Consider the following 12,419-nt stretch of genomic DNA (forward strand, 5'->3'; position numbering starts at 1 on the left):
ACCTTTAAGCAGGTTGCATTTTTTCTGGTTTTGCCTTATAATGTATATGTGCAAAAACCAGAGATTGCTTTTTGCCGGCAGTGTAGTAATTCCGACGGAGTATTTTTTACATAGTTGTATAACCTGGTAATGATGCCTTGTACGCAAAAATTTGTGTACAAGGCTTTTTATGTCTTTTTTCATTTTTCTTGAAACAATGGCGTTGAAAGAACAGTAAACTACATTTTCAGAAAGGTGATAGGATCATGTTGGATAATGTAACACTTGCACAAGGAATAAATACAGTTTGGGTGCTATTATGTGCAGCACTTGTTTTTTTCATGGAAGCCGGTTTTGCGATGCTGGAGGCAGGCTTTATAAGAGCTAAAAATTCTTTGAACATTATTATGAAGGTATTTATTGATTGTTGTTCGGGACTGCTGGGATACTGGATTCTTGGTTTTGGTGTAATGTACGGTCTGGATAAGTTCGGCATAATCGGGACTACAGGCTTTTTTATGAGTGGAGATATGAGTAACCTGCCGTTTTTGAAACAATTCGGATTATCTGTTGAGGTATATTGGATGTTCCAGGCGGCTTTTGCTGTGGCAGTAGCTACGATAGTATCCGGAGCAGTCGCTGAAAGGATGAAATTTTTGCCTTATATGGTGTTCAGCTTTCTGGCTACAGCGGTTATCTATCCAGTTGCGGGACATATGGTATGGAATCCTGACGGTTTGTTTGCCAAGATGGGGATGCTTGATTTTGCAGGTTCCGCAGCAGTACATTCAGTAGGCGGATGGGCATCACTCGCTGCAGTTCTGGTTCTCGGACCGAGGATAGGAAAATATAAAAAAGACGGAAGCGCTAATGTAATACAGGGACACAGCATTCCTTTAGCCGCACTTGGTGCCTTTATACTCTGGTTCGGCTGGTTTGGCTTTAACCCCGGAAGCGCGCTGAATGCATTTGGAGAGGGCGCGAGCATATCTCATGTGGTGGTTGCTACAAACCTTGCGGCTGCGGCTGGGGGCTTGATAAGTGCATTATTTACCCAGGTGAGGTATGGCAAGGTAGATGCGAGTATGACTATAAACGGCGCTTTGGCTGGTTTGGTGGCAATTACAGCGGGTTGCGCCTATGTAAACCTTTACAGTGCGGCTATAATAGGTGCAGTAGCAGGTGTGCTGGTAGTAATGGCTATAGAGCTTATTGATAAAAAGCATGCTGACGACCCGGTGGGAGCAATTGCTGTCCATGGAGTATGCGGATCATTTGGTGTTATTGCAGTAGGACTTTTCGCATCGCAATCCGTTAATCCGGCTATAAAAGAGAGTGGGTTGTTCTTTGGAGGCGGTTTTCACCTGTTGGGAGTTCAGGCAGCAGGGCTTGTAGTAGTTTCTTTATGGGCTTTCGCTGCTACATTTGGGTTGTTTAAGCTGTTGAAAGCCATATCCGGTATAAGGGTAAGTGCTGAGGATGAAACAGAGGGTATGGATATAAGTGAGCATGGGCTCAGGGCGTACGCACAAACTGCCATTGATGACAGTATTGTATTGGAAGATATAAATGAAGATATTTTTGAGGGCGGATCAAGGTCACAGATGGGTATGAAGCTCGAAGAAACAGTATAAACAGGCAGTTGTTATTTTTGAAGCAGGAGAATCAGAATCTGATTTTCCTGCTTTTGGTATATTGTGCACATTTATGGTATAATATATATATAGTGTGCATTTTTTGTCAGGAGGAAAAAACAATGGTAGTATGTCCAGACTGTAAAACTGAATATGACGGTAATAAAAAAAGCTGCCCGGTATGCAAGCCTGAAAATAGAACAAAAGATAAGCCTGCGGAAGAGTGGAAATATCTAACCACTGTAAAAAACAATATTGAGTTTGAGATTATCAAAGATGTACTGGAAATGGGGAATATTCCAGTAGTTCAAAAGGTAAAAGGAATGGATGGATATCTTCAGATCATAATGGGAGTCCCTCTCGCAGGGATAGAGGTTTTTGTCCCCGAAGACAGGTTTGAAGAAGCAGTCCAACTGCTGGATGCAAAGTCTGCGGACGAGCTCACAGGGGATGTGGATTAAAGCTATGCACGATATGTTCCTGCTTTTTTGCTATTGACACGTTTATTCAATAAATATACTATTAATATATAATAGAGTGATGCACGTTGTTATATAGACAAAAAATACACTAAATATAGAGGTGGTTTGCATGGCTAAAGATATTAATAAGGATTCTCTGCTTAAACTGGCTGATGACATAATAAATAAGGATGATCAGGTAAAAATAGTGACTCTGAGCGATGAACTTACAATTTCACAAGTAGTTAAGTTTTTTGACAGACAGGGAAGGAATTTTACAAAAACCATGATACAGAACTATGTGAGGGTTGGAGTTCTCCCTCCTCCAATTGATAAAAGGTATTACACAAAAAACCATTTGATTCTTCTGACACTTATCGACAATCTTAAGGCTATTTATTCACTTGAAGAGATAAGGATGGTACTCGAGCCTATAAGAAACAACCCTGAAATCTTTGAAGACGATATTATTAAGACAACTGATGTTTATAAAAACTACCTGACCATGAGAAAGGAATCCTTGGGTAAGTGGAAGGAATCCCTGCCTCAGCTTTTTGACAAGATTGAGGATCTTGTCAGTGAAGATGGTGTTAAAGATGGGGAGAAGAATACTGCCACAGCATTTATGATAGCGCTGACTGTTATGGCAGAGACCATTGCGATGAGGGATCTCATAAATGAAATAATTGTTGAACATATAAAAAAATAAATATCAGTAAAGGGCCTGTAAATTAGCAAGCTGGCTGTGTCAAGGGCTATCGCTTCAAGATACAGGCCTTTTGTGTTTTTTGGCAGCGAGTTGAGGAGATATTTGGAGATAATTAAAGGAAAAAGGCGATAACATGAATAAAATACTAATGGCTGTGAAGGAGCAATGTTTGGGGATGCCTTTTAGTATTGCATAAACCTCAGTTGAGGTATATAGTATATAACAGAGCAGCGAAATACATACAATGGAGTCACACACTATCATGCTACGATGCAATTCAATTATTTTTGAGAAAGGTGGTTATGGATATGTAAATCAGTAGACTATGCATAATAAGGACAGCGGTATACCGTAAAAGGAAAGAGGTTAGGAAATGTCAGTTTTTCTATTTGACAAGTACTTGAAAGTTATAATACCAGGCTACATATTTTATGTTTTGAATCAGAAGCTACAAGCAGTAAGTATTATATGATATATTATACTTATATCGAAGGTATCCTGTTGCATATATTTCCATAGGCTGCCTGGTGTGATTATGTATCGGAGGTGGATAGTTTGCTTTATGTATATATTGGCTGCCTCACTTTTGGAGCGATTTACTCCATTTTATCCCTGGTGTTGGGAAGTCATGGATATGACCATGGGAATATAGATCATGGGAATATAAACCATGGAGATATGCCGTCGCCCTTTAATCCGTTGGTAATTGCGAGTGCCATTACTACATTTGGGGCAGCCGGGCTTATTGCTAAAATCGGTTTTCAGATGGGGAATCTGGTCAGCTCTCTGCTGGCATTGGGTTTGGCAGGAGTAGTAGGTGCAATATTGTTTTTCTGCGTAGTAAGGTTTATGTATGGTTCTCAGTCTGATTCTACATTTTCAAAAAACGATCTGTCAGGGGTTGAGGCAGAAGTGCTTACTCCTGTTCCGCAAAAGGGGCTTGGGGAGGTTGTATGCTTTATTAATGGAGAAAGATACAGTTTGCCTGCAAGAAATCCATATGGAGAAGAGATAAACAGAGGAGAGAAGGTAATAGTAATCAGGGTAGATGAAAACGTGGCAATGGTAACACGTAAAATGGCAATAGATGATCTGGATTTGCAGTACAATAAGAATACAGGCATTAAAGATAGTGAGCGTAATAGTGAAAGTAGTTAAGACATAAGAATTTTATTGCTGTTTGAATATCCTGTGAGCAAGATTCATCCGGTAACGTAAAGGAATAAATAATTTCATCTGATGTTGTGCAGAAAAATAAAAAACAACAATATGGAGGGGGAAGTTGAATGAACACACCATTAATAGCAACTTTTTTAATTGCTGGAGGTGCAGTAGCAATCCTGTTTATAATGATATCGGTATTTGTAAGCAGGTATGTAAAGGTTGGACCCGATGAGGCGTTGATCGTCTCCGGTAGAAAGAAGAAAATGGCTAACGGCCAGGTTGTAGGCTTCAGGATAGTCAGAGGAGGAGCTACTTTTGTATGGCCGGTTCTGGAAGTTGCGAAAACCATATCCCTGAGAATTATGCCTTTGGATGTGAATTCAAGCGCCTATACTTCACAGGGAGTACAGGTAACTGTTGACGGTATTGCACAGGTTAAGATAGATTCCAGTCAGGAGTCTATAGCTACGGCAGCAGAACAGTTCCTGAGCCTTAAAGAGGAAGAAATAAAAAGGATAGCTACACAGACTTTGGAAGGTCATCTCCGCTCAATAGTAGGTAATCTTACAGTGGAAGAAATCAACCAGAACAGGGATGCTTTTGCACAGAAGGTACAGGAACTGGCAGCCGGTGATCTGGCAAACATGGGACTGAAGATCATATCCTTTACGATCAGGGAAATTGCAGATAAGAACGGTTACCTTGAAAGTCTTGGTAAGGCGCAGATTGCAAGAGTTCAGAGAGATGCGGTTATAGGCCAGGCTGAAGCTAAAAGAGATGCAGATATAAAAAGCGCTGAAGCAATGCAGGCAGGTCAGACAGCCAAATTCCTGGCTGAGACAAAAGTAGCTGAAGCTAACAGGGATAAGGAAATGAAGGTTGCTGATTATCAGGCAGCCATTAATGAAAGAAAAGCTGAGTCTGATTTATCCTATGACAAGAAGAAGTATGTTATAGAGCAGGAAGTTCAAAAAGAGGCTATGCAGGTCGAAATAGTAAAGAAACAGAAGGAAATTGAACTTCAAGAACAAGAAGCTCTCAGGAAGGAAAAGGAACTGGAAGCTATAGTAAGGAAGCCTGCTGAAGCAGAGAGATTTAAGACGGAGGTGCAGGCTGAAGCCGATAGAGTAAGAAGATCAAAAGAAGCAGAAGGTCAATCTTATGCGATTAAGGCAGAAGGACTTGCAAAAGCTGAAGCAATAAGAGCAGCGGGTCTTGCAGAGGCCGAAATCATAAAGGCAAAGGGTGAAGCTGAGGCAGCGGCTATGGCAAAGAAGGCTGAAGCATACAAACAGTTTAATGATGCAGCTATGGTTCAGATGGTTATCGAGAAGCTTCCTGATATAGCGGCAGCTGTTGCACAGCCTCTTGCAAAAACCGAAAAGATAGTTATGATAGGGGATTCCGGCGCATCAAAGCTTACAAAAGATATTACAAGTGTAGTGGCACAGTTGCCGGAGACAGTAAAAAGCCTAACCGGGATAGACCTGACAGACATAATCAAGAATTACGCCGGAGTAAATAAAGAAAAGACTACAAAGGTAGATGTTGAATAATACCAAAAAATCGGGCCACTCTCACATGTGGCCTTTTTTTGTATATAGGAAAATATATGTTTTTTTTGCCGAAATATAGTATAATATGGTATCATTATATTGTAATAGTATTGTCTATAATAGAAATGTATAAAATGCAGTTATTGAAGTGAAATGCAATGCAGAGTAGTAGAGGCTATGAACGATGTATGTGCGCATTTATGTGCGGTGAAGGAGCTGGTTTGTTTGGCTGAAAAGAACAAAGTGGATATAAGGATTGCCGGAAAGGAATATACACTTGTCGGTTCAGAGTCTGATGAGTATATTCAGAAAGTTGGTTTATACATAGACAAAAAGATGAATGAAATAATGAGAATAAACAGCAAACTCAGTACCTCAATGGCAGCTGTACTCACTGCAATAAATGTTGCGGATGATTACTTCAAAGCGCATGAAAACGAGGGATACCTTAAGAAAGAGCTGAAAAAAGCAAGTGAGGAGCTTGAAAGGCTGCGGGAGGATAACAGAAGCCTTGTCAGTGAAAATTCCTCAATTAACAGCAAGGTTACCAGTTTGCAGCTTGAACTGGCAAAGAGAGAGGCTGAACTGAATGAGGTAAGAAAGGCAGGGAAATATAGAGCACAGCAGGAAGAGGAAGAATTCTGATTACTTAAGGCATAGTATACACAGATTGAAAAAGTCAGGCATATATTATGAGCTGTATACAGATGTAGCAACTTATTAATTAACCTAATATAATGTGAACAGGGGATGAAGGATATGAAAGATATGATGACTATAGGAGATTTTCTTACTATACTGGCAATCGTGTGTATGGTAGTTGTATGTACATATCTGGTAGTACTTATAAAAAATCTTAATGACAGTGTGAAGATAATAAAAAAGCTGTTGAAGGACAATAAAGACAATATTGATGCAACCTTAAAGGATATGCCGGTAATTTCGAAAAACCTTGTAGACGCGACCTCTACTGCTAAGAATGAACTGGAAACTGTGGGTAACGCAATAAACAGTATTAGTGAGACTGTAGAAATGACCGCGGCAGCGGCAAACAGTATAAAGTCAGGATTCTTCGGGAAACTGAAAAAAACGGTGGACTTTGTCAGTATGGCCGGGAAGGTACTGATTAATGATAAAAAAAGAGAAAGTATTAAGTAGGGCTAAAAAGTACGTTCAATACAGGGGGACGGTTTTGTTGTCTGGGCTTAAAGCCACACAGCAGAACCGTTTCTGTATTTCGTCTGCCTAAAGGAGTATTCAGCCATGAGGATGATATTTTTATTTATTGACGGTTTTGGGATTGGAGACAGAGACAGCAGCAAAAATCCTGTCTTTGCAGCCAGCACTCCAAATCTTGACTATATTTTCAGGAATCATCTGGTTATACCAACAGATGCTACTTTGGGTGTGGAGGGGCTGCCGCAGAGTGCTACTGGGCAGACTGCTATTTTTACCGGTGTAAATGCCTCGAGGATACTTGGAAGGCATTTGCATGGACAGCCCACGGAAACTCTTAAAAAAATCATATATGAAAACAACCTGTTTAAGGAGCTTCTGAAAATGGGTGTAAAGGTTACTAATTCCAACGTGTACCGTGAAGAATATCTGAAGAAAATGATTGATGACAGGGAACGCAGATACCGTCCCTCTGTCACTTCGGTTATGACGCTGTCAAGCACACTGGGCTTCAGAACGGTAAATGATTATAAAGAGGGCAAGGGAGTATATCATGATATAACAGGGAAAATTATTAAGGAGAGCGGGTATGATGTCGATCTGATTACACCTGTAGAAGCTGCTGAGCGCCTGTTTGGTATTAGCAGGGGTTATGATTTTACACTGTACGAGCATTTTATGACGGATATTATAGGACACTTGATGGATATGCCGCTTGCTGTTGCTGAAATAGAGCTTCTGGATAATTTTTTAGGGGGACTTCTTAAGCTCGTTGATCTCAAAGAGGATATAATAATTATTACGAGCGATCACGGGAATATTGAGGATATAAGTGTAAAAACACATACATATAACAGAGTACCAACAATTATCATGGGCAATATACCTGATAAAGCTATGTTGAAAATTGAATCACTGACGGATATAATGCCTGCAGTAATTGAGATATTCAAGGAGAGTAATAATGGACAAAAAAGTTGAGCTGCTTGCACCGGCCGGGGAATGGGATGCATTTGTAGCGGCGGTAGAAAATGGTGCGGATGCGGTTTATCTCGGAGGCAAGCTGTTTAATGCAAGACAGTTTGCGGGAAATTTTGATAACGAACAACTAAAGAAAGCAGTAGAATATGCACATATAAGAGATGTAAACGTATACCTGGCTTTAAATACGCTTATGTCCGACAGCGAACTTCCACAGGCGTTGGAATTCATTACCATGGCATACCTTATGGGAATTGATGGGGTTATTGTTCAGGATATCGGAGCAGCAGCTTTATTAAGAGAGGCTATTCCTGACCTTCCTCTACATGCCAGTACACAGATGACAATTTATAATCTGCAAGGGGTCAGGCTGCTCGAAAAAATGGGGTTCAGCAGAATAGTTCTTGCAAGGGAGCTTTCTCTGGATGAAATTTCCTATATATCGGCCAACACAAATCTCGAAATTGAGACATTTATTCATGGGGCTTTATGCATAAGCTACTCGGGACAATGCTTAATGAGCAGCATCATAGGAGGGAGGAGCGGCAACAGAGGCAAGTGTGCACAGCCTTGCAGGCTGCCGTATGAACTGAATAAGGATGGAAATTACCTTGAAGTTAAGGGGAAATACTTGCTAAGCCCTAAGGATATATGCTCCGTACATGAACTGAAAAGAATTATAGATGCGGGAGTAAAATCATTAAAAATAGAGGGCAGAATGAAAAACCCCGAATATGTTGCCACAGTTGTCAGAATTTATAGGAAATACATAGATGGAGCAATCAATAACGGTGGGAATATGAAGGTCAGTCAGGAGGATGAAAAAACTCTGGCACAGGTCTTTAACAGGGGAGGGCTTTCAGGTGGGTACCTTGGAGGAAAGACCGGGATTGATATGATGTGTTTTGAAAAGCCGAAGAACTGGGGGATATACCTGGGAGAGGTGCTTTTCTACGATAAGGAAAAGAAGACTGTAAAAGTCAGACTAAATGAAGAAATATCCCTGGGAGACGGGATAGAGGTATGGAATGGGGAAAATGAAAGTCCCGGGACAGTGGTTAGTGAGATAAAAATAAACAACATAAACAAAACAGCTGCAGCAAAGGGTGAAATAGCGGTAATAGGTGATTTGAAAGGCAGGATCACAAAGGGAAACAAGGTTTATAAGACATCGGATAAAAATCTTAACACTATGGCAAGAGAGAGCTTTTCTGGGAAGTATTTTATTAAAACCAATTTGGAAGCATATCTTTCAGTCGTTAAAGGACAGCCTGCTGCACTCATAGTGAGTGATGAGAGAGGAAATACGGTTACAGTCAAAGGGGAGAGAATTGCTGAAGATGCAATAAGTAAACCGCTCACAGAGGAAAGAGTCATAGAGCAACTCGGAAAAACGGGAGCATCACCTTTCAGGTTTACAAAGATTGAAGTGAACCTTGAGAAGAATTTATCTCTTCCAATCAGCGAAATCAATGATATAAGGCGGAAGGCTCTGGAGGAGATGGAAGCAAGGAGAGCAAACCGATACTTAAGAAATATTGGTTCATATGCGAATAATAGCCAAAAGAAAATATCACATTTCCCGGGAAATGGTCGAAAAAAAACAGAAGGTGTTAAAATTTCCCTACACTTCAGCAATATGAACGAACGGCTGGATATAGGCAATTTGGGAGCAGACAGGCTTTATATACCTTTTGCATGGATGCTCGACAAAAAAGTAAAGGAAATAACTGGAGCGATAAAAAGCAGCGGCTGTGAAGTATATTTATGGCTTCCTTCCATAACAAGAGGAAACTATGACAAACTGATTGAAAACAATTTACCGGAGATAATAAAGCATGGAGTTGACGGAATACTGGCAGGAAATCCCGGTATTATTGAATATATGAGAAATAACCTTGATATAAAGGTCATGGGTGACTACTCGCTAAATATATTTAACTCTGTTTCAATAGACGAGCTGAATAAGCTGGGCCTGGAGGGCGCAGTGTTGTCTCCTGAGCTGAATCTTGGGCAAATAAAGGATTTGGAAGCAAAAGACAATTTCCGGAAGGAGGCTATTGTATACGGAAGAATCCCTCTTATGACAAGTGAGTACTGCCCTGTAGGCAGTATAGCCGGAGGCTTTGGTAAAAACGCCGGGTGCAGTGCTGCTTGCAGAAATGGTGTTTACAGATTGAGGGACAGGATGGGTATGGAATTTCCCGTACTATGTGATAGAATAGACTGCAGAAGCGTAATACTTAATTCGAATGTATTGTTTGTACCGGATAGTCTTGACAAAATCAGTAAATCAGGGGTGGATTCCATAAGGCTGAATTTTACGGATGAGCAACCTGATGACATATACGAGATTATACGGATGCACAGGGATGTGTTATCCCATGGAATATCTGCTGCTGAAAGATACAGTTCCCTGATTCGCACAATAAAAGAAAAAGGTTTTACAAAAGGGCACTTTTTCAGGGGGGTATAAAAATACGGTATTTGACATAAGGTTTATTTCACTTTGTATCGTAAAATAATGGAGGGATTCGAATGGATAATAATGTCGAGGTGTTTATAGAAATATGCAGGGAAGGTGCTGTACTACCCTCTTATGCTAAGCCGGGGGATGCAGGAATGGATGTCTGTGCAGCAGAAGATGTTTACATAAAACCAGGAGAGACTGTTATCATACCTACAGGAATAAAGCTGGCAATACCTGATGGATATGAGATTCAGGTCCGCCCCAGGAGTGGAATATCCCTCAAGACACCTTTAAGGATTACAAATTCTCCCGGAACAATAGACAGTGGGTACAGGGATGAACTGGGAATCATAATGTCGAATACTTCAGAGGTTCTGAACAGCAGCTCTGAGGAAATGATATCCATAGATGAGAAGGGGAATAAACGGGGTACGTATAAAATAAAGAAAGGTGACAGGGTTGCACAAATAGTACTGCAGGTAGTTCCTAAGATGAAGTTTACGGTGGTAGACTCGGTGCGGGATATAGGAAATGACCGTGGTGGTGGGTTTGGATCTACGGGGACAAGATAGTGTAGGAAGGTGGAAAGAAGGAACGCCTATGCTGGCATGCCGGTATAGGAGGCTTTGTGAAAGTAAAGCTTTCATCCTGTAATAAGGATGAAAGCTTTTTTTGTGCGAAAAGATTTAGCACAAGAGTATACCCGGAAGAGGTGGTAATGCAGGTTTTGTACGTTTATTTTTATTAAGTTACAAATAATACAAAATTCTACATAAATGGAAGTTGTAACAAATGCATACAGGTGTTACAATGTCATAGTATACCATTAATTACAATAATTTGGGGAAAATAAGACTATTTGGGAGGGTGAAATGAGGAGGTATTTATCGGCTGCGCTATCATTTATACTTGCATTTTCGCTATTTCCGTCGAATATTTCTTTTGCGGAAACAGACGATTATGGAAACAGCTTTGCATCTGCAGTTGAAATTCAGGTTGACAACGAAGTTCAAGGTAATATAGAGATTGCGGGGGATACGGATTTTATCAAGGTTACTCCGGCAGCTGCCGGTATGTACATCATACAGAGTAAGGGGACGACAAATGTCAGAGGTTTTTTGTATGACAATCTTGAAAAGACACTTGCTTTAGATGACAACTCCGGTACGGGAAACAACTTTTATATTGCCTGTCCGTTAGCTGCCAATGTAACATACTATATAAAAGTTAATCATTATTCGGGAACTGGAACAGGCAGCTATAGTGTAATAGTATCAAGGGTGTCAGATGATTACGGTAATAATGATTCATATGCCAGCCCTATTGAAGTTAACTGTGAGCTGCAGGGAGCTATCGAATATGCCTGTGATACCGACGTATTCAGGTTCATACCTCCAGTGTCGGGAGCGTATAGCTTTGAAAGTACCGGAACTACAGATACTTACGGCTATGTAGCCAGGGCGGGCAGCAATACCCGGCTGTGTACAGGCGACAATATTTCGGCTGCAAACACCAACTTCCTGATGAGTGCTACACTTACTGCAAACCAGGCCTACTATGTATATGTAAATCATAAAAACAGCATGGATATGGATACTGCAGGTACGGGGCCGTATGGGTTAAAGGTATATGCTATTCCGGATGATCACGGAAATGATTACACTACTGCAAAACAGGTAGAGATAGGAACTGAAATTGCGTGCAGTATCGAAAGTGCAGGGGATACAGACTACATAAAATTTATACCTTCAGCCAGCGGAACTTATACGATACAGAGTACAGGAACATCAGATATGATTGGCGCTCTGTTTAATTACGCAAAAAGCGTTCTTTGCAGCAATGATAACGCTGGGCTGGGACAAAACTTCTATCTGAACAGTTATTTATACGCGGGCGAGACATATTACATAAAATCAAATCATGCGCAGAATACTATGACAGGTGCTTACGGCATTAAGATTAGCCAAGTACCCGATGATTTCAGGAATGATGCCAATAATGCTTCTGAAATCTCCCTGAATAATGAGATATCCGGCATAATAGACTATGCCTGTGACACCGATGTATTCAGGTTCATACCTGCAGCGTCCGGAACCTATACCTTTGAGAGTACCGGGACTACGGATACCTATAGTTATGTAACAGGGACAGGCAGCAATACCTGGCTGTGCACAGGCGATAATGCTTCGGCTGCAAACACTAACTTCCGGATGAGTGCTGTGCTTACAGCAAATCAGACTTACTTCGTATATGTTAAACATGCAAAAAACTCTGATATGGATACTGCGG

Annotated in this window: 11 protein-coding genes; all 11 read left to right on the forward strand. The window is 40.8% G+C overall.

Annotated features, from left to right (window positions below; genetic code table 11):
• Positions 1–245 precede the first annotated feature (245 nt).
• Positions 246–1,613, forward strand: a complete 1,368-nt coding sequence (locus N3I35_11915; protein MCX8130793.1) for an ammonium transporter — start codon at positions 246–248, stop codon at positions 1,611–1,613.
• Between the two features lie 122 nt (positions 1,614–1,735).
• Positions 1,736–2,074, forward strand: a complete 339-nt coding sequence (locus N3I35_11920; protein ID MCX8130794.1) for a DUF2007 domain-containing protein — start codon at positions 1,736–1,738, stop codon at positions 2,072–2,074.
• 130 nt (positions 2,075–2,204) lie between these two features.
• Positions 2,205–2,783 carry a DUF1836 domain-containing protein gene (locus N3I35_11925; protein ID MCX8130795.1) on the forward strand — a complete coding sequence of 193 codons (579 nt, stop codon included), beginning with the start codon at positions 2,205–2,207 and terminating at the stop codon, positions 2,781–2,783.
• Positions 2,784–3,338: 555 nt separating this feature from the next.
• A complete protein-coding gene (locus N3I35_11930) occupies positions 3,339–3,941 on the forward strand; it encodes an NfeD family protein (protein ID MCX8130796.1) in 603 nt (200 codons plus the stop codon).
• Between the two features lie 128 nt (positions 3,942–4,069).
• Positions 4,070–5,503, forward strand: a complete 1,434-nt coding sequence (locus N3I35_11935) for an SPFH domain-containing protein (protein MCX8130797.1) — start codon at positions 4,070–4,072, stop codon at positions 5,501–5,503.
• A gap of 225 nt (positions 5,504–5,728) precedes the next feature.
• Complete coding sequence (zapA, locus tag N3I35_11940) at positions 5,729–6,148, forward strand: cell division protein ZapA (GenBank protein ID MCX8130798.1); 420 nt, start codon at positions 5,729–5,731, stop codon at positions 6,146–6,148.
• Between the two features lie 114 nt (positions 6,149–6,262).
• Positions 6,263–6,661 (forward strand): hypothetical protein, encoded by a 399-nt coding sequence (locus N3I35_11945; GenBank protein MCX8130799.1) that lies wholly within the window; start codon positions 6,263–6,265, stop codon positions 6,659–6,661.
• Between the two features lie 105 nt (positions 6,662–6,766).
• Positions 6,767–7,660, forward strand: a complete 894-nt coding sequence (locus tag N3I35_11950; protein MCX8130800.1) for an alkaline phosphatase family protein — start codon at positions 6,767–6,769, stop codon at positions 7,658–7,660.
• On the forward strand, positions 7,644–10,136 hold the full coding sequence (locus tag N3I35_11955) for a U32 family peptidase (protein MCX8130801.1): 2,493 nt from the start codon (positions 7,644–7,646) through the stop codon (positions 10,134–10,136). Before N3I35_11950 ends, N3I35_11955 begins: the two co-directional genes overlap by 17 nt.
• 62 nt (positions 10,137–10,198) lie before the next feature.
• Complete coding sequence (gene dut, locus N3I35_11960) at positions 10,199–10,702, forward strand: dUTP diphosphatase (protein MCX8130802.1); 504 nt, start codon at positions 10,199–10,201, stop codon at positions 10,700–10,702.
• Between the two features lie 300 nt (positions 10,703–11,002).
• A partial coding sequence (locus N3I35_11965; protein ID MCX8130803.1) for a hypothetical protein occupies positions 11,003–12,419 on the forward strand: 1,417 nt, incomplete at its 3' end.

The organism is Clostridia bacterium, from assembly GCA_026414765.1.
Taxonomy (GTDB): domain Bacteria; phylum Bacillota; class Clostridia; order Acetivibrionales; family DSM-27016; genus SKW86.